Origin of the sequence: Sphingomonas sediminicola, from assembly GCF_049991885.1 — a bacterium.
GTDB lineage: Bacteria > Pseudomonadota > Alphaproteobacteria > Sphingomonadales > Sphingomonadaceae > Sphingomicrobium > Sphingomicrobium sediminicola.
The window spans coordinates 1,492,568-1,510,311 of record NZ_CP178916.1; the positions used below are offsets into that span (position 1 = coordinate 1,492,568).

A 17,744-nucleotide genomic window follows, 5' to 3' on the forward strand; every position below is an offset into this window, starting at 1 on the left:
GTGCCTCCCGCTAGGAGCCTCCCGCATGGGGGCGCTTACTTCCACTGAGCAACAGGCCGTTGGACGAGCATCCGCCGAGCCGATGCTCGAGCAAGTCCTTGCATGGTCCGCAGTCAACAGCGGCTCGCGCAATCTCGACGGGCTTGCGCGGATGGCAAGCCTGCTCGGCGATGCCTTCTCGGCCCTTCCTGGAAGCGCGGTGCTTGTCGATCCCGCCCCGGTCGACGCGGTGGACGCGGCGGGCAAGACGATCGCCATCGCCCATGGCCGCAACCTGCACCTGAAAGTGCGGCCCGAAGCTCCGGTCCAGCTGCTGTTCACCGGGCACATGGACACGGTGTTTGGGGTTGATCACGCGTTCCAGGAAACGCGCTGGCTCGACGAAGGGGTTATCAACGGACCCGGCACAGCCGACATGAAGGGCGGCATTGCGGTCATGCTCGCGGCGCTGAAGGCGATTGAAACAAGTGGCGCGACCAACCTCGGCTACGAAGTCATCATCAACAGCGATGAGGAAGTCGGCTCGCTCGGATCGGCTCCGCTGATTGCGGAGGCAGCGCGCGGCAAGAAGGCAGCGCTGACTTACGAGCCATCCGCTTTGCCCGACGGTACACTCGCCGGCGCACGGCCGGGCAGCGGCAATTTTGCAATCACCATTCACGGTCGCTCCGCCCATGCCGGCCGCAATCCCGAGGATGGCCGCAACGCCCTGACCGCCGCTGCGCATCTCGCTTTGCTGTTCGAGGCGATGCGCCAACCGGGTCTGTCGGTAAACCCGGCACGGATCGACGGCGGGTCGCCGTCGAACGTCGTCCCCGATATCGCCATCCTGCGCGTGAACATGCGTCCCGCGACGCCGGAACTTCAGCGCATCGCCCAGGCAATGATCGACGAGGCGATCGCTCTCGTTTCGAGCGAGCGCGAGGTTCAAATCCACATTCATGGCGGGTTCGCCCGTCCGCCGAAGCCGATGACTCCCGAAGCGGAGGCTTTGTTCGGCCTGGTGAAGCAGGCCGGTTCCGACCTCGGCCAGGCCATCGGCTGGCAATCGACCGGCGGCGTTTGCGACGGCAACAACATCGCCGCGTGCGGCGTGCCCGTGGTGGACACAATGGGCGTGCGCGGTGGCAAGATCCACAGCATGGAGGAATTTCTGATCGTCGAAAGCCTGAAGGAGCGCGCGGCCTTGTCGGCGCTCACCATCCTGCGGCTTGCCGGAGGCGCGACATGACGTTCCGCGTTCGTCCCGCAACCCCCGACGATTTCGGGGCAATCTACGAAATGGCGAAACTGACCGGCGGCGGCTTCACCAACCTTCCGCCCGACCGCGCGACCCTGGTCGAGAAGCTCGCGCGGTCGGAGGAAAGCTTCTCCCGAACCGAGGACATCCAGTCGGACGACCTCTACGTCTTCGTCCTTGAAGACCCCAAGGCCAAGATCATCCGGGGCACCTGCCAGGTGTTCGGACAGGTCGGGGTCCGGCAGGCCTTCTATTCCTATCATGTGAGCACCCTGACCCAGACCAGCCCCGAGCTGGGCAAGACGTTCCGTAACCAGATGCTGACCCTGACGACCGACCTCGAAGGGTCATCGGAAGTCGGCGGCCTGTTCCTCCATCCGCAGGCGCGTGCAGGCGGCTGGGGATCGCTGATCGCGCGAAGCCGCTACCTCTTCATCAAGCAGCATCGCGCGCGCTTCGGCGATCGCGTGCTCGCCGAGCTTCGCGGGGTCATGGACGAGGGCGGCAATTCGCCGTTCTGGGATGGTCTCGCCGGCCGCTTCTTCGACATGACCTTTCCGGAGGCCGACGAGTTCAATGCGGTGCACGGGACTCAATTCATCGCCGATTTGATGCCGAAGACGCCGATCTACGTGTCGCTTCTGAGCGAGCAGGCGCGGGCGGTGATGGGCCTTCCGCATCCGACCGGCCGGGCGGCCCTGCGCATGCTCGAGGAAGAGAATTTCGTCTTCGACCGCTATATCGACATCTTCGATGGCGGCCCGACGGTCACCGCGCACACCGACGACATCCGGACCATCGAGGAATCCGACGAAGAGACGATCGAGGAGATCGCGCCGGGCGGGAAGACGAAGATGCTCCTCGCACTCGGCCGGCTCAAGGACTTCAGGGCCTGCCTCGCATCGACGCGTCGCGCTGGCCGCAAGGGTCTCTGCATCGATCCCGAGGCCGCCGAACTGCTCGGCGTCAAGGAAGGGGACACGGTCCTCGCCGTGAAGCGCTGATGGCCCTGCGCGAGATCAATTTCGACGGGATCATCGGCCCCTCGCACAATTATGCGGGGCTGAGCTTCGGCAACCTCGCCTCGACGAAGAATGCAGGCCAGATTTCTCAGCCGCGCGCTGCTGCGCTGCAGGGCCTCGACAAGATGCGCGCCAACCTTGCGCTCGGGCTTGCGCAGGGGATCTTCGTCCCGCTTTCACGGCCGAACCGCGATTGGCTCTCGGCGCTCGGGACGACAATCGAGGAATGCGAGCCGGTGCTTGCGGCGGCCGCCATGTCGGCGTCGGCGATGTGGGCCGCGAACGCTGCGACCGTCTCCCCTGCACCCGACACGAACGACGGCAAGACGCACCTGACGGTCGCGAACCTTCGCACCATGCCGCACCGCAGCCACGAATGGCCGGGCACGCTTGCGCAGCTCCGCATCGCGTTCGGTGACCGAAAGCATTTCGCGGTTCACGACCCTGTTCCGCCCGCGTTCGGCGACGAGGGCGCGGCCAATCACATGCGGCTGACGTCGAAGCATGGCGAGCAGGGGCTGGAGCTTTTCGTCTACGGCGTGACTGGCGGAGCCTTCCCTGCCCGCCAGCATCTGCAAGCCTCGAAGGCCATTGCACAGCTGCACGGGCTCGACCCGGATCGCACATTGTTCGTCGAGCAGTCCGAGGAGGCCATCGCCGCCGGCGCCTTCCACAATGACGTTGTCGCCGTCGCCAACGAGAACGTCCTGTTCGCGCACGAATTGGCGTTCGCGGATCGCAACGCGGTGCTCGCTTTCTGCGAAAAGCGCCTCCCCGGCTTCGAGCTGGTTGAAGTGCCGTCGGCCGACGTTCCGATCGGCGATGCGATCACATCCTACCTCTTCAACGCGCAGCTGGTGTCGCCTCCCGACGGCGAGATGACCCTCGTCGTCCCGACCGAGGCCCGCGAGACTCCGACCGTCTGGGCCTGGCTGGAAAAGCATGTCGCCAGCAACGGTCCGATCCGCCGCGTCGAGGTCGTCGACGTGCGCCAGTCGATGGCCAACGGCGGCGGCCCCGCCTGCCTGCGCCTCCGCGTCGTCGCGGACCCTGAAACCGTCGATCCGCGCTTCATGGTCGACGACGGCAAGCTGGACCGGCTCTCCGAGGTCGTCCGCCGGAATTGGCCGGTCGAAATCGACACAGCGGACCTGCAGAAGCCAGCACTCATCAAGGATGTTGAAGCCGCTCGAAAGGCGCTTCTTGAAGGGCTCGATCTGACCCAGCTCGCCTGAATCCCGAAACGAGACAGAATCCCCTTCTTAACCCTATCGTAACCCTGTTCATTAGGGTGGGAACGGCTCAAAACTGCGCCTGACTCGTTCAGGTGTTAATGATGACGATGCTCAGCAAAATTGGTCGGTTGTTCACGATCAAGACCCGTACCGAAGCCTGGCTGGTGACCTACGCAATCGCTGTGGGTGCTGTTGAACGGGCTCGCCATTATCTCGAACTCTATCCGGGCAACGGCGGCGTGCTTCTGGCGATCGCCTGCACGGGCGTCGTGTTCATCGCCGGCGCAAAGCTTCTGGATTCGGTGACGCCTGCGCCTGCTGCCCTGAAGATTGGCCGTCACGCGCCGCCGGTTGCGCGGCGGCGGCATCAGCTCATTCGTAATCGACCCAAATCGCGCCCGACGCGTTTCGGTTCAGGATCACGGTTTTTACTTCGCAGAGATTGACGCCGGACCAGACGACCGGGCCGACACCTTGAAGCGTCGCCTGGATGTCGAACGCGCAATCGGGATCCTTGAAGTTGATGGTCCCCCGCCCGCCCGGTGACGGAGCGGTGCCGAGGTTCCTCCACCCCTCAGTGCCGTAACGCCTGATCGTCAGGCCGGACATGTTGAGGCCGGTCGCGTTGACGACCGAGAAGCCAGACGCACCTTGGGCCACGGCGGGCATTGGCGCCACCGCGGCCCAAGCTGCAATCGTCAGGGCGATAAGCCTGTTCACGCGGGCAATATAATCGCGCCCGCGCTTAACAGGAAATTACTTCAGCGACTCAGGCCGCCTGCAGCTCCTGGTAGCTGGGGCGCGAGCTCCAGCCGATGACCGTGGCGCGATTGCCGTTGCAATAGGCTTCCTGCAGCGGAAGCGCGGTTCCGCAGAACGCACATTCGGCGAGCATGCGGCCAAGATACCAGTGCGTGCGCCCGCAACCCGGGCAGTGATTCACTTCATTCTCCCGGTACACGGCGTGATAGCCGCGAACAGCGGGGTTGAACGGGTCGCGGCGGGATTCAATCGGATTCAACATCTTCATTCCTTCCAGCCTTTCGCCTTCCAACGAGCGATGAGTCGTTAGGTTTCGGGGATAATCCGCAATTGCGGCAGTATTGTCGCCCCTCCGCCACAACCTGTGTCAGGGCGGGACGAAACCGGCGGTTCGTCGGACTCCCTGTGGATATTAACTTAGTCTTAGTGATCCGTACGCATCGTGCATCTGTGGGGAAGGAGCCTTTGGGGAGGCGTGGACCATGGAGTCGAACGAGCGTTACTATCGTCGCAGGGCAGTTGAAGAGCGTATGGCGGCACAACGAGCAATGACGGAACAGGCCCGTGCCTGGCATTCCAAGCTCGCCGCGGATTTCGCGGAACGTGCCCAGGTTTATGCGATTATTCCTGCCAGCGCCTGAAAGGCCTGCAGAAACTTTCTAATAAAAGATCAGGTGGCGTGTGCAGTTTGAGGCTGCTCGCTCGGACGCCATCCTGACGGCGTAACCCGCCAGACCACATTCCCGAAATCGTCAGCGACCAGCAAAGCACCGAATCTGTCGACCGCGACTCCCACCGGCCGGCCGAATCCTTTGTCCGCCTTCGCGTCGACGAAGCCGGTGACGACATCGACCGGCTTTCCTGACGGCCGCCCGCCCGAGAACGGGACATAGACGACCTTGTAGCCGTACGGCGTGTAGCGGTCCCAGCTTCCGTGCTCGCCGATGAAGGCCCCGCCCTTGAACTGGGGCATCAGGTCGCCCGTGTAGAAAGCGAGCCCCAACGGAGCGACGTGCGAGCCGAGCGCGTAATCCGGCTTGATCGCCCTTGCGACCATTTCCGGATTCTGAGGCCGCACGCGCGGATCGAGGTGCTGGCCGTAATAGGAATAGGGCCAACCGTAAAAACCGCCATCGCGGACCGAGGTCAGGTAATCGGGAACGAGATGCGAGCCGAGCTCGTCGCGCTCGTTCACGACAACGTAGAAGGTGTTCGTCCCCGGATAGAAGGCTGGACTGTTGGGATTGCGGAGCCCTCTCGCGAACTCGCGCGCTGCACCGGTCTTCCGGTCGATCTCCCAGACGGCCGCCCTGCCCAGCTCGGCGTCGAACCCGTTTTCGACGATATTGCTGTTGGATCCGACCGTTGCGTAGAGCTTCGACCCGTCCGGGCTTGCCACCAGACTCTTGGTCCAGTGGTGATTGATGATCCCGGCCGGAAGCGGCGTCAGCATGCGGCCGGGACCACCGACCTTCACCTGCCCCGGAACATAAGGATAGGCCACCACGCCATCGGTGTTGGCGACGTAGAGCGTGCCATCGACCCAAGTGACCCCGAACGGCGCGTTCAGATTGTCGAGAAGCGTGGTCTCGAGCTCCGGCTTCCCGTCGCCGTTCGCGTCGCGGACGAGAGTGATCTTGCTGGCCGGCTGCGCCCCGCCCTTGCTGGTTGCGGCACTTCCCCACACCCAGTTGAAGACGATATCCTTGGGTTTCTTGACCGGCTCGGATGGCGGCTTCGCCTGCACGACGAGTATGTCGCCGTTGGGCAGGACATACAGGAATCGTGGATGACTGAGCCCCGTCGCCAGGGGCTTCACCTCAAGGCCAGTCGCAACGTCGGGCGTATGTCCTTTCTCCCAGCCGGGTCCCGGGATGACGTTGATCGGCGGGACCAGGAACTGCTTCGGTTCGGGGAGAACGGGGTTCGAGCCGAACTGGCTCGAATCGTCGAACTTGGGATCGCTGCAAGCGGCGAGCGCCGACACGGCGAGCCCGGCCAGCAACATGCTTCGGATGCCGATCATGCCGCCCTCCTCGACGTCACGACGCCCAGGAAGGCCGCAACGATCAGCAGCAATGTCGTGACGCCGGAGAGGATGATCCCCTCGGGTACGACGGCGGTCCAGCCGTCCCGGCTGTGGACGAAGGCATTGAGGAGGCCGAGAAGCAAGGCGGCGAGCGTCAGGAGCATATGCCATCCCGAGCCTCGCGCACGGGTCGAGCGGCGGCTAGCCAGCCAGTCGAAGATGCCGATGAGGACCGCGAGGCCGCCCGCAACCAGGCCGGCGACGATCAGCCAGATCGAGAAGATCGGCCAGATGAAATAGGTCGAGCGGACGTAGGTCACGTCAATCAGGAAGGCCAAAAGAAAATAGGCGATCGGAAGCGCACCCAAGAGCGCATGAAGCGTGTCGAGCGCGCCGTGGCTAACCCGAACGGGCTCATCCCCGGGAAGATACTCAGCCATACACATCGCCTCTCAAGTGGCGTGCGCACTACGGCCAAGCCGCCTAGCGGTTCCAACAACAATGACGTGAGGAAAATGGCGCGCCCGGAACAATTCGAACGTCCGACCCTCAAATTCGTAGTCTGATGCTCTATCCAGCTGAGCTACGGGCGCGCGGCCGTGGAAACGGCAGGGGCGCGACATAGGAGGCTGATGCCGGAGAGGCAAGCCCGAGATTGCAGGCGATGAGGCCCGCTCCTACAGCATGGCCCATGCGGACCCGCTTTTCGCTCGTAATCGCGTCGTTTGGCCTCGTCAGCGCTTGCTCGACCTCCCCTGAAGGCCCGACGCCATCGCTGGCGCCGCGGGCCGCCGAGGCGATCGATCCGCGCATCCCGATTCCCAGCGAAGTGCAGGTCGGACCGGCCGACGCCTCTCTTTCCGCCCATCTCGCCTTCCTGGTCGACCAGGCGCAGGCGGGCGATTCCGCCTTCCAGAGCGCGGTGGGTGATGCCGAGCGGCTCGCCGAGGCTGCCGGCAAGCAACAGAGCGAAAGCTGGATCGCGGCGCAGCAGGCCCTGTCTGCCGCACAGGCCGCGCGAGCGCCGACGACTCGTGCGCTGGGGGACATAGACGCGCTCGCGTCCATCGCTCTCGAAACGAAGGGCGGGATTCCCGCGGGCAACCTCGCCGCGATCCAGCAGGCCGCGAAGACAGTATCGGCGATCGACCGCAACCAGTCCGACCGCATCGACGCGATCGAGAAGCGCCTCGGCCTCTAACCGAGTGCAGCGGCCCTGGCTGCAGGCCACTCATCCGCATCAATTCTATAGGTGATCACCGGGTTCAGCTCCGGGGGCATGTCGGTGCTCTGGAAGTCCATGTCTTCGCGGCGGTTCATGCGTAGGCGCTTCATCAGGCCCTGGCTGGCCTCATTCTGCCGGACGGTGAGCGCCACGACGTGCGGTGCTCCGAACGTCTCAAACGCGAGGTCGAGACTCGCGATTGCGGCTTCCTTCGCATAGCCCTGCCCCCACGCATCCTCGCGCAGGCGCCAGCCCACCTCGAAATCGCCGGGGTTCGGAGCGCCTTCGCTGTTCACCCTCTTCAACCCGCAAAAGCCGAGCAGAGCGCCATCGAATTTTCGCTCGACGATCCAAAAGGTGTGGCCGAATTCGCGCTGGTACCGTTCGATGCGGCCAAGCGCGGCCTCATGCTTCTCACGCGGCCAGACGCCGCCGAGCCACCGCATGACCGGTTCGGTGTTGGTGTGGCGGACGAACTCGTCGAGGTCTTCCGGATCCCATGTACGCAGGCGGAGCCGTTCGGTCTCCGCGACAATCTCAGCCATTCAGTGTTTTCACTCCCTCGACAATGGCATCTATGGCCTGGTCCACATGCTCGACATGCGTGCGAAAGCAGAGGATCGCGCAGCGGATGTAGTAGGTGCCGTCGATCCGGGTGCCGCTCATCATGACGCGGCCTTCCTGCTGCAGGTGTTTGAGCAGTCGCTCCGTGAATTCGTCCGCATCGCCGCCTTCAGGCACATAGCGGAAGGCGACGACGGACAGGTCCGGCGCCGGACCGGGATCGAAGCCGTCGATCTCGGACAGCCGCTGGTGGAAATATCGGGCGAGCGCAAGCTTCTCCGATTGGGCGGCGCGGAAGGCGGCGACGCCGGCGATCTGCAGCGGAAGCCAAAGCCTCATTGCGCGGAAATGGCGCGTCAGCTCGGGTGACAGATCGGCGGGCGACGGCCCGACTTCGGACTCGCCGAGAGGGCTGATGTAATGGGCGGTGGCGCTGAAGGCCTCGGTCAGGTGCCTCCCGTCGCGGACCAGCGCTGCGCCTGTCCCGTAGGGCAGGAACAATGTCTTGTGCGGATCGAGCGCGACGCTGTCGGCCTGGTCGATGCCCTGGAGCAGCTCGCGGCCCTCGTCACATAGCGCGAACAGCCCTCCGTAAGCCCCATCGACGTGAAACCATGCGCCGTATTTGCGGCAGAGTTCGGCAATCTCCGGCAGGGGATCGATTGCGCCCGTGTCGACCGTCCCGCCCGACGCGACGACCAGCCACGGGCGGATGCCGTTGCGCACGTCCGCCTCAAGCGCTTCCTCGAGCGCCGCGACCGACATGCGGTGGCTCGCATCGGTCTCGATCTGCCGGCGAGGCGATCGGCCCCTTCCCGCGATGTGGAGCGCCTTTTCGATGCAATAATGGGCGAAGCGGGTCGTATAGACCGCGCCGCCGCCGTCCGGATCGCGAGCTTCTCGCGCGGCGACAACGGCGGTCAAATTGGCAATACTTCCGCCGCTGGTCAGCGTCCCCGCCGCGGTCTCTGGATAGCCAATGACGCTCGCCAGCCATTGCGTGCAGGCATTCTCGATGCGCACCGCACCGGGGCTTGCCGAGGCGAAACCCGAATATTTGTTCGAAGCGGCCGCAAGCAAGTCGCCTAGCGCCGAGTGGAACAGTCCCCCGCCCGGGATGTAGGCCATGAACCTTGGCGATGTGGTGGCGAAACCCGGCCGGTCGACGCATTCCGCAACGTAATCGAGCACTCGTGCCGGATCGCGACCCTGCTCGGCAAACTCGGGCTCCAGATGCTGCGAGAATACCTCCGACCAGGGCCGGTTGGTCGATGCCGTCTCGACCTGCTCGAGATAGGCCAGGGCATGATCCAGAGCCTGCTTTCCAAGCGAACGGCGAGCCTCGGCGTCCGGCTCCAGCGGGGAAGCCGCCTCGCGCAACCGGAGGATTGCGGTGCGCAGGTCTTCCGGCATCAGCTCTGGATCAGCCGCGCGGCGTCGAGTGCGTGGTAGGTAAGAACGCCGGTAGCTCCGGCGCGCTTGAAGGCCATCAGCGTTTCCAGGATCAGTGCGTTGCGGTCGCCGGCGCCCGCAGCAGCGGACGCCTCGATCATCGCATATTCGCCGCTCACCTGGTAGACGAAGGTCGGCACTCCGAACGCGTCCTTCACGTGGCGGACGACGTCGAGATAGGGCAGTCCCGGCTTCACCATTACGAAGTCTGCGCCTTCCGCTAGGTCCAGCTCCACCTCCCGCAGCGCTTCCTCGATGTTGGCGGGGTTCATCTGGTAGCCGCGCTTGTCGCCCTTCAGCCGGCCGAGCGAGCCAACCGCCTCTCTGAACGGTCCGTAAAAGGCCGAAGCGTACTTTGCCGCATAGGCCATGATCGCGACGTTATGGTGTCCGCCCTCTTCCAGGGCCGACCGGATCGCGGCGACGCGTCCGTCCATCATGTCCGACGGCGCGATGATATCCGCGCCAGCCTCGGCCTGCACGACTGCCTGGTCGACGAGGATCGACACGGTATCGTCGTTGATGACCCAGCCGGTCTCGTCGACGATCCCGTCGTGACCGTGCGCCGTATAAGGGTCGAGCGCGACGTCGGTCAGGACCCCGATCTCCGGCACCGCATCCTTGATCGCCTTGGTCGCACGGCAGATGAGGTTGTCGGGGTTGAGAGCTTCACGCGCATCTTCGGTGCGAAGCTCGCTCGGCGTGTTCGGGAACAGCGCGATGCACGGGATTCCGAGGCTCGCTGCTTCCTTGGCCTTGGCGGTGATCCGATCGATGCTCCAGCGGCTGACGCCCGGCAGCGACCCGATCGGTTCTTCGCAGCCGGAGCCTTCGCAAATGAAGAGAGGCAGGATGAAGTCGCTCGGATGCAGCCGATTCTCGGCAAGCATGTCGCGCATCCAGGGGCTCGAACGGCCGCGGCGCATGCGCAGGGCTGGATAGGACGCTGTCATTGCGCGCGCAGATAGACTGGGAGTGCGGGGGAAAGAAAGGGCACGCCGAACATTGAGGTCACGGATGGGCAAATCTCTACCGAAGCAAGCGATCCTCGTGGTCAACGCGGGGAGCCGCAAGGGCGCCGACCTCTTTGCGGAGGCGCGCGACAAGCTGATCGCCGCCGGGATCGAACTGCTCGCCGCCAAGAAATGCAAGACCGCCAAGTCCATGGAGACAGAGGTCAAGCAGGCGCTGGAGAAGGCGCCGATGGTGATCGTCGGCGGCGGCGACGGGTCGCTGTCCTCGTTCGTCGACTATTTCATCGGCACGGACGTGGTGTTCGCTTTGCTTCCGCTCGGCACCGCCAACAGCTTTGCGCGGACGATGGGCGTGCCGCTCGACCTGGACGGCGCGGTGGACGTGATCGCCAAGGGCGAAGCGCGGGAGATCGATGTCGGCTGCATCAATGGCGATTACTTCCTCAACGCAGCGGCGATGGGCCTGGCGCCAAAGGTCGCGGAAAGCGTGCCGCACGGCCTGAAGCGCACCCTCGGGCGGCTCGGCTACCTCATCTGGGCCGGATGGTCGGCGGCCAACTTCCGCGCTTTCCGGGTCAAGCTGGAGGACGGCAAGCGCACGGTGCGCATGTGGGCAACCGAGGTGCGCATCGCCAATGGCCGCTTTCACGGCGGGATCGAGCTGATCGAGAATGCCGACCTCAAGAGCGGCGAGATCGTCGTACAGGTCGTCACCGGCCGGAGCGTAGCCAAGCTCGGCTGGAGCTATTTCGCGTCTGCCGTCAAACTAAAGGCACGGCACCAGACGGTCCGCGAATTCGTCGCCAGCGAGTTCACGCTCAGCACTAAGCCGAGGATGAAAGTCTCGATCGACGGCGAAGTCGGCGCCGAGACTCCTCTCAAGATCAGCGCACTGCCGGATGGCGTGACGATCGCTGCCCCGCGCGATTAGCCTGCCGGATTGAGCGCGCCGCCCGGTTCGCGAGTGGCCTCCGCTTCTTCGATGCACTCGTCCACGCTCGGCTGGACGGCCATTCGCGCCTTTCGCCAGCCGCCCTTGAAATAGTAGGCGACGGCCAGAAGCATATTGGCAGCCGAAGCAACCGGGAAGCTGCTCCACAGCGCGTCGGCACCCAGCCATTCGTAGGTCGCGAGGATCCATCCGAACCTGACCGCCACCAGGCCGACGGCGAGGATGATCAGCGGCGCCCACACCGCGCCGTTCGCGCGCACGGTCCCGAACAGAACCATCGTCACGCCGAACAAAAGGAAGTTCCAGGTCGCCAGCATGTGAATGTGGCGGGCGATCGGCAGAGCGGGACTGTCGCTACCCATGAACAGCGCCAGCACGGTACGATCCGCCAGCGTCAGAAGGACGATCAGCGCCCCGGTGATCAGCAATGTGTAGATGACCCCCGACCGTGTGATCGCATTGACCCGGTCCCAGCGGCCCGCGCCGATGTTCTGCGCAGTCATCGCGCTAACCGCAGCACCGAGAGCCATCGCCGGCATCTGCACGTAGGTCCACAGCTGCATCGCCACGCCGAACGCTGCGGTCGTATCTACGCCTTCACGATTTACGAGGCTGACGAGCGCCAGTGCCGACATCGAGATGACGACCATCTGAATGCCCATCGGCAGACCCTTGGTGACAATCGTCCTGAGGATCGCAAAATTGGGCCAGAGGTAGCAAAGCTCCCGCCCCCGCAGCCGGAGCGGTAAATCCTGCGCGTACATGTAGATCAGTAGGCCGATCAGGGCGAGGTAATTGCCGACGAGCGTCGACATGGCCGAGCCAGCGATTCCCATGCGCGGGATCGGGCCGAGGCCAAGGATGAAGACCGGATTGAGGCCGCTGTCGAGGACGACGGCGACGATCATGAACCAGAGCGGCGTCAGGCTGTCCCCTGCCCCGCGCAGCGCCATCATCAGGAGGGTCAACAGCAGCAGCGCCGGCATGGCGAGGAAAATCACCCGCAGATATTCGAGCGCGAGCTGCTCCGCGTCGCCCGGCGTCCCGAGCGCGTGGAGAATGGCTGGAGACAGGAACCAACCCGCTATCGCTATGAGGATGGTGATGATCCCGAACGCGCCCGCGGCGGTGCCGAAGATCTTGCGCGCCTCGTCGACGTCCTTCCGGCCCCAATACTGGCCGATGAGGATGGTCGAAGCCATTCCGAAGCCGAACACGAAGGCGGTCAGCAGGAACATGACCATGTTGGCGTTGGACGTCGCGGCAAGCGCGTGCTCGCCGAGGAAGCGGCCGACCCAGATCGCGTTGATCGTGCCGTTCAGCGACTGGAGGATCGACGAGGCGAGCGTCGGGATGGCGAACTTGAGCAGGGTCGGACCAATGCTGCCCTGCGTCAGGTCGCCCCGTCCGCGCAATGCCGCGTCCGCCATTCAGAAACTCCTCTAGCCGAGCCGCTCCAACGCAGCGCGGTAACGTTCGGCCTCAGCGGACTTCTCGGCATAGTCGGAACGGGCCTTATCGACGGCCTCCGGCTTGGCGCGCTCGGTGAAGGCCGGGTTATTCAGGCGTTGGGCAAGATTGTCGCGTTCCTTTTCGGCGGCTCCTACGGCTTTCAACAGGCGTCCGCGCTCGGCTGCGAGGTCGATCACGCCTCCCAGCGGAAGGGCATAGGTCGTTCCTCCAACCACGACCTGCGCCGCGCCAGCACCGTCGAACGGCGAAAGCTGGATCGATTCCAGCCGCGCCAGACGCGTCAGCATGGCGTGAAGGCGATCGAGGCGATCGGCGATCTCATCCGGCGCGTTCGTCGCGAATAGGTGCAGCTTGGCCGACGGCGGCACGTTGAGCTCGGTGCGAGCTGAGCGAACCTCGCTGACGACATCGATCAGCCATTCGATTTCCGCCTTCGCGCGCGGGTCACCTTGAGCCTGCGGCTCCGGCCACTTCGCCACGATCAATTCGTAAGGCCGCTCGTTCGCGTTCCACAGCTCTTCGGTAACGAAGGGCATGAACGGGTGGAGCATGACCAGGATCTGGTCGAACGCCCAGGCGGCAACACGCTTGGTTTCCTCGTCGAACGCGCCCTTCACCAGCTCCAGGTACCAGTCGCAGAAGGTGCCCCAGGTGAAGTGGTAGATGGCGTTCGCCATGTCGTCGAAGCGTAGCTCGTCAAACGCCTTGTCGAGCAGGGCGAGCGTTTCGACGACCTCGCCAATGATCCAGCGATTGACCGGAAGCTCGACCTCGGGCGCGGCGATGCTTTGGCTCGCGCCAACGCCTTTCATCTGCAGGAAGCGCGCGGCATTCCACAGCTTGGTCGCGAAGTTGCGATAGCCTTCGACCCGCTTCTCATCGAGCTTGATGTCCCGGCCCTGGCTTTCCATCGCCGCCATCGTGAAGCGCAAGGCGTCGGCGCCGTATTTGTCGATCAGACCCAGCGGATCGACCGTATTGCCCTTCGACTTCGACATCTTCTGGCCTTTGGCATCGCGGACCAGGCCGTGGAGGTAGAGCGTCTTCCACGGGCGCTCGCCCATGAACTCGAAACCCTGCATTGCCATGCGGGCATCCCAGAAGAAGATGATGTCGAAGCCGGAAATGAGGACGTCGTTCGGGTAGTGTCGCTTCAGGTCGTCGGTCGCATCCGGCCAGCCGAGCGTCGCGAACGGCCACAGCGCCGAGGAGAACCAGGTGTCGAGAACATCTTCGTCCTGGCGGAGCTCGACGCCCTCGCCAGCCTGTTGTTGCGCTTCTTCAAATGTTTCCGCGACAAAAACATTGCCACTTGCATCGAACCATGCCGGGATGCGGTGGCCCCACCATAACTGTCTGGAAACACACCAGGGTTGGATATTTTCGAGCCAGTTGAACCAAGTCTTCTTCCAGGTCTCCGGCACGACCGCGATGTCGCCCGACCGCACTGCCTCGATCGCCGGTTTCGCCAGCGTTTCGGCGTCGACGTACCACTGGTCGGTCAGCATCGGCTCGATCACCAGCCCCGACCGGTCGCCGAAAGGCTGCATGATGAGCTTGTCCTCGACCGTTACCATCAGGCCCTCGGCGTCGATGTCGGCCACCACGGCCTTTCGAGCGTCGTAGCGATCCAGCCCGCGATATTCCTCGGGCACGAGGTTCAGCGCGTCCACCTCTTCGGGGCTTGCCGTCGCCCCGCGAGCGATCTCGACGGCACGCTTCGCGGACTCCTCGTAGGACGGCCCGTCGCTGCGCATGTGCGCGGTGCCGTCCATCAGCCGGTACATCGGAATGCCGTTGCGCTGGGCGACGCCATAGTCGTTGAGGTCGTGCGCGCCGGTGATCTTCACCGCGCCCGAACCGAAATTGGGATCCGGATAGTCGTCGGTTATGATCGGGATCAGGCGGCGATGCTCCTTCGGCCCAACCGGGATTTCGCAAAGCTTGCCGACGATCGGCCGGTAGCGCACGTCGTCCGGATGAACCGCAACCGCGCCGTCGCCGAGCATGGTCTCGGGTCGTGTGGTGGCGATCGAGATGTAGTCGCGTGTCTCCTGGAACGTGACGTTCCCGTCCTCGTCCTTCTCGACGTAGGTATAGGTCTCACCGTCGGCGAGCGGATATTTGAAGTGCCACATGTGGCCCTGCACTTCGCGGTTCTCGACTTCGAGATCGCTGATCGCTGTCTGGAACTTGGGGTCCCAGTTCACGAGGCGCTTGGCGCGATAGAGCAATTTGCGATTGTAGAGCTCGACGAAAACCTTGATGACGGCCTTCGAAAAGCCCGGGTCCATCGTGAACCGCTCATTCGCCCAGTCGCATGACGCGCCGAGACGGCGAAGCTGGCGAGTGATCGAGCCGCCCGATTGCGCCTTCCACTCCCAGACATGCTCAAGGAAGGCCTCGCGGCCGATCTCAGCGCGCTTGACGCCCTGGCTTTCGAGATTGCGCTCGACCACCATCTGCGTGGCGATTCCGGCATGGTCCGTCCCGACCACCCAGAGCGCGTCCTTGCCGCGCATGCGTTCGCGCCGGGTCAGAACGTCCTGAAGCGTATTGTCGAGTGCATGGCCGATGTGCAGCGAGCCCGTGACGTTGGGCGGCGGCATGACGATCGTCCACGGCTCCTCGTCCGGCCGCGCGGGCCGGAAGAGTCCTTTGGACTCCCAATGCTCATACCAGCGCTGCTCGATCGCGGACGGATCGAAGGTTTTCGGCAATTCGCTCATGCGCGGCGGTTAGCGATGCCGCGCTGCAGCATCAACCTTACTGCGCGGGCTTGCCCATCCAGCGGTTCATCCAGCCGAACACCTCGTCATACCACTGGATCGAGTTCTTGGGCTTCAGCACCCAGTGGTTCTCGTCCGGGTAAATCAGCAGGCGCGACGGGATGTTGCGCCGCTGGAGCGCCGTGAACGCCGCAATCCCCTGCGTATAAGGGACGCGGAAGTCATTCTCGCTGGTGATAACCAGTTGCGGCGTCTTCCAGGCGCTGACGTAATTGACCGGGTTCCACTGCTCGAATGCCGCGGGATCCTCGTAGTACGGCTTACCGCCGTGCTCCCATTCGTCGAACCACAACTCTTCCGTCTCATAGGCCATGGCGCGAGCGTCGAAGATTCCGTCATGCTGGACGAGGCACTTGAACCGGTCGGGCCAGCGGCCTTCGATCCAGTTCATCATGTAGCCGCCGTATGAGCCGCCGAGCGCGCAGGCATTGCCCGCGTCGAGCTGTGGTTCATGCCCAGTGACGTAGGCGAGCCCCTTCTGCAGGTCCTCCAGCGGCCAACCGCCCCAATTCTTGTTGATGGAGTCCGTGAAGGCCTGGCCGTAACCGGTCGATCCGTGGAAATCGACTGTGACCACGCCATAGCCCGGCCCGGAGAAGACGCGCGGGTTCCAGCGGTACGACCAGCTGTTGCTGAACGTGCCCTGCGGTCCGCCGTGGACCAGCAAAGCGATTGGCAGTTTCCCGGTCGCGTCGGCCGGCTTCAGGGTCCAGCCCCAAACCGTATCGTTGTTGGCGCCGGCGAAGCTGAACTTCTTGAAAGTGACCGGGTCGAGCTCAGCGAGGAGCGCGCCATTGGCATTGGTCATCTTCACGGCCTTGCCGCTGCGATCCAGGCGGTAGATCTCGTCCGGCGCCATGATGCTGTTCATGGTCGCGACTGCGCCGCCGTTCGGTAGCGCGCGGACGTTGCCGAAGTGCCCGTCGCGGGTAAGGCGCGTCACCTTGCCGCTCTTGGCATCGACGCGGAACACTGGCTGTTCGAGCGTGTCCTCGGCGGTCACGAGCAGGCTCTTTCCGTCGCGGGCCCATTCGATCGAGCCGACCGAGCGGTCCCAGCCTTGAGTTAGAGCGCGCGTCTGGCCCGTGGCGAGGTCGCGGAGCTGGAGAACTTGGCGGTCGGCTTCGTAGCCTGCGCGGGCCATCGCGAAGTAGGCGAGCGTCCGCCCGTCCGGCGAGACAGCGGGCAGGTTATCCGTGCCCTCGTTGGCATCGGTCAGGTTGGCCGGCGGAGCGCTGCCGTCGGCAGGGCTCGCGAAGATGTCGAGATTGGTCGAAAGCGGCTCGATACGACCGGCCTCCCGAAGCGCGAAGTAAACCGTCCTGCCGTCGGGCGCGAACGCGATCTCCTCGCCGCCGCCCATGGGCTTGGACGGCGTATCTCCCTCAAGATTGTCGGTGAGACGAACACCCCCGCCCGTCAGCTTTCCGCCCTCGATCGGGAAGGAATAAATGCGCGACCTGGTGCCGGGTTCGGCCCAGCTATCCCAGTGCCGAACGAACAATTTATCGTAAGTGCGACCGGTGCCCGCAGGCTTTGCCGGGAAGGTCGTCGCCGCGCAGGCGAGGTCCGGGCAGTCCTTCTGGTCGGCCCAGACGATCACGCGGTCGCCGGTGGGAGCGAGCTTGAACCCGGCAACGTCGGCGCCGAAGTCGCTCATCTGCTGCGGAGCGCCGCCGATCGGCATCCGGAAAAGCTGGTCGCGCTCGCCGACCGCCATCAGGAAGTAGAGCGCGCCGTCCACGCCGAACACGGCGTCGTGACCCTTCTGCGCGCCCGTCACGGCTTTCGGTGCCGCTCCCGACATAGTCAGGTCGAGTAGATAGAGGGTGTTGTTTCGCTTGTTCGCCGCCAAGTCGGTGTCGGAAATGGTGAACACCGCCCACTTGCCGTCCGGCGAGAGCTCCGGAGCGCCAACGCGATGCATCATGTGCATGTCAGTGGCGGTCATCGGTCGGGCAGTGGCAGGCGAAGTGAGGGCGAGAGAGGCGGCGGAAGCGGCCACGAACAGCGACGTCTTGATCATG

The 17,744-nt window shown here is 64.2% G+C and carries 17 protein-coding genes and 1 tRNA gene; 7 read left to right on the forward strand and 11 right to left on the reverse strand.

Annotated features, from left to right (window positions below; genetic code table 11):
* Positions 1-25: 25 nt before the first annotated feature.
* The 4 genes from ACMC5O_RS07705 to ACMC5O_RS07720 all read left to right on the forward strand — a co-directional run bounded on the left by ACMC5O_RS07705 (position 26) and on the right by ACMC5O_RS07720 (position 3,943).
* Positions 26-1,231, forward strand: a complete 1,206-nt coding sequence (locus ACMC5O_RS07705; protein ID WP_426692641.1) for a hydrolase — start codon at positions 26-28, stop codon at positions 1,229-1,231.
* Positions 1,228-2,244 carry an arginine N-succinyltransferase gene (locus ACMC5O_RS07710; RefSeq protein ID WP_426692642.1) on the forward strand — a complete coding sequence of 339 codons (1,017 nt, stop codon included), beginning with the start codon at positions 1,228-1,230 and terminating at the stop codon, positions 2,242-2,244. Before ACMC5O_RS07705 ends, ACMC5O_RS07710 begins: the two co-directional genes overlap by 4 nt.
* The gene (locus ACMC5O_RS07715; protein ID WP_426692643.1) at positions 2,244-3,497 is read left to right on the forward strand and encodes an N-succinylarginine dihydrolase; all 1,254 of its coding nucleotides are present in this window, start codon (positions 2,244-2,246) and stop codon (positions 3,495-3,497) included. Before ACMC5O_RS07710 ends, ACMC5O_RS07715 begins: the two co-directional genes overlap by 1 nt.
* Before the next feature lie 98 nt (positions 3,498-3,595).
* A complete protein-coding gene (locus ACMC5O_RS07720) occupies positions 3,596-3,943 on the forward strand; it encodes a hypothetical protein (protein ID WP_426692644.1) in 348 nt (115 codons plus the stop codon).
* On the opposite strand, the gene ACMC5O_RS07725 is transcribed toward ACMC5O_RS07720, so the two are convergent.
* Entirely contained in the window at positions 3,870-4,217 is a 348-nt protein-coding gene (locus ACMC5O_RS07725; protein WP_187709258.1) for a hypothetical protein, read from the reverse strand. The genes ACMC5O_RS07720 and ACMC5O_RS07725 overlap by 74 nt on opposite strands.
* 49 nt (positions 4,218-4,266) lie before the next feature.
* Positions 4,267-4,521, reverse strand: a complete 255-nt coding sequence (locus tag ACMC5O_RS07730; protein ID WP_187710021.1) for a hypothetical protein — start codon at positions 4,519-4,521, stop codon at positions 4,267-4,269.
* A 220-nt stretch (positions 4,522-4,741) separates the two neighbouring features.
* On the opposite strand from ACMC5O_RS07730, the gene ACMC5O_RS07735 reads away from it, so the two are divergent.
* Positions 4,742-4,900 (forward strand): hypothetical protein, encoded by a 159-nt coding sequence (locus ACMC5O_RS07735; RefSeq protein WP_187709257.1) that lies wholly within the window; start codon positions 4,742-4,744, stop codon positions 4,898-4,900.
* A 29-nt stretch (positions 4,901-4,929) separates the two neighbouring features.
* On the opposite strand, the gene ACMC5O_RS07740 is transcribed toward ACMC5O_RS07735, so the two are convergent.
* The 3 genes from ACMC5O_RS07740 to ACMC5O_RS07750 all read right to left on the reverse strand — a co-directional run bounded on the left by ACMC5O_RS07740 (position 4,930) and on the right by ACMC5O_RS07750 (position 6,881).
* Positions 4,930-6,285, reverse strand: a complete 1,356-nt coding sequence (locus ACMC5O_RS07740; RefSeq protein ID WP_426692645.1) for a PQQ-dependent sugar dehydrogenase — start codon at positions 6,283-6,285, stop codon at positions 4,930-4,932.
* Positions 6,282-6,728, reverse strand: coding sequence for a DUF2231 domain-containing protein (locus ACMC5O_RS07745; RefSeq protein WP_426692646.1), 447 nt, complete (start codon positions 6,726-6,728; stop codon positions 6,282-6,284). The genes ACMC5O_RS07740 and ACMC5O_RS07745 overlap by 4 nt, the downstream gene beginning before the upstream one ends.
* 76 nt (positions 6,729-6,804) lie before the next feature.
* Positions 6,805-6,881: transfer RNA gene (locus tag ACMC5O_RS07750), tRNA-Arg, on the reverse strand.
* A 98-nt stretch (positions 6,882-6,979) separates the two neighbouring features.
* Here ACMC5O_RS07750 and ACMC5O_RS07755 point away from each other — a divergent pair.
* On the forward strand, positions 6,980-7,489 hold the full coding sequence (locus ACMC5O_RS07755) for a hypothetical protein (protein ID WP_426692647.1): 510 nt from the start codon (positions 6,980-6,982) through the stop codon (positions 7,487-7,489).
* Here ACMC5O_RS07755 and ACMC5O_RS07760 read toward each other — a convergent pair.
* Genes ACMC5O_RS07760 through hemB form a run of 3 tightly spaced genes read right to left on the reverse strand, consistent with a single transcriptional unit; the run spans position 7,486 to position 10,482 of the window.
* A complete protein-coding gene (locus ACMC5O_RS07760) occupies positions 7,486-8,058 on the reverse strand; it encodes a GNAT family N-acetyltransferase (RefSeq protein WP_426692648.1) in 573 nt (190 codons plus the stop codon). The genes ACMC5O_RS07755 and ACMC5O_RS07760 overlap by 4 nt on opposite strands.
* Positions 8,051-9,490, reverse strand: a complete 1,440-nt coding sequence (locus ACMC5O_RS07765; RefSeq protein ID WP_426692649.1) for a pyridoxal phosphate-dependent decarboxylase family protein — start codon at positions 9,488-9,490, stop codon at positions 8,051-8,053. The genes ACMC5O_RS07760 and ACMC5O_RS07765 overlap by 8 nt, the downstream gene beginning before the upstream one ends.
* The gene (gene hemB / locus ACMC5O_RS07770; protein ID WP_187709252.1) at positions 9,490-10,482 is read right to left on the reverse strand and encodes a porphobilinogen synthase; all 993 of its coding nucleotides are present in this window, start codon (positions 10,480-10,482) and stop codon (positions 9,490-9,492) included. Before hemB ends, ACMC5O_RS07765 begins: the two co-directional genes overlap by 1 nt.
* 64 nt (positions 10,483-10,546) lie before the next feature.
* Here hemB and ACMC5O_RS07775 point away from each other — a divergent pair, with 64 nt between their 5' ends.
* Positions 10,547-11,434 (forward strand): diacylglycerol/lipid kinase family protein, encoded by an 888-nt coding sequence (locus ACMC5O_RS07775; RefSeq protein ID WP_187709251.1) that lies wholly within the window; start codon positions 10,547-10,549, stop codon positions 11,432-11,434.
* Here the strand turns inward: ACMC5O_RS07775 and ACMC5O_RS07780 are convergent.
* The 3 genes from ACMC5O_RS07780 to ACMC5O_RS07790 are packed head-to-tail and all read right to left on the reverse strand — an operon-like array spanning position 11,431 to position 17,743.
* Entirely contained in the window at positions 11,431-12,885 is a 1,455-nt protein-coding gene (locus ACMC5O_RS07780; RefSeq protein ID WP_426692650.1) for an MATE family efflux transporter, read from the reverse strand. The two genes, ACMC5O_RS07775 and ACMC5O_RS07780, sit on opposite strands and share 4 nt — an antisense overlap.
* 12 nt (positions 12,886-12,897) lie before the next feature.
* Complete coding sequence (locus tag ACMC5O_RS07785) at positions 12,898-15,657, reverse strand: valine--tRNA ligase (protein WP_187709250.1); 2,760 nt, start codon at positions 15,655-15,657, stop codon at positions 12,898-12,900.
* A 37-nt stretch (positions 15,658-15,694) separates the two neighbouring features.
* Positions 15,695-17,743 carry a prolyl oligopeptidase family serine peptidase gene (locus ACMC5O_RS07790; RefSeq protein ID WP_426692651.1) on the reverse strand — a complete coding sequence of 683 codons (2,049 nt, stop codon included), beginning with the start codon at positions 17,741-17,743 and terminating at the stop codon, positions 15,695-15,697.
* Position 17,744: the final 1 nt, after the last annotated feature.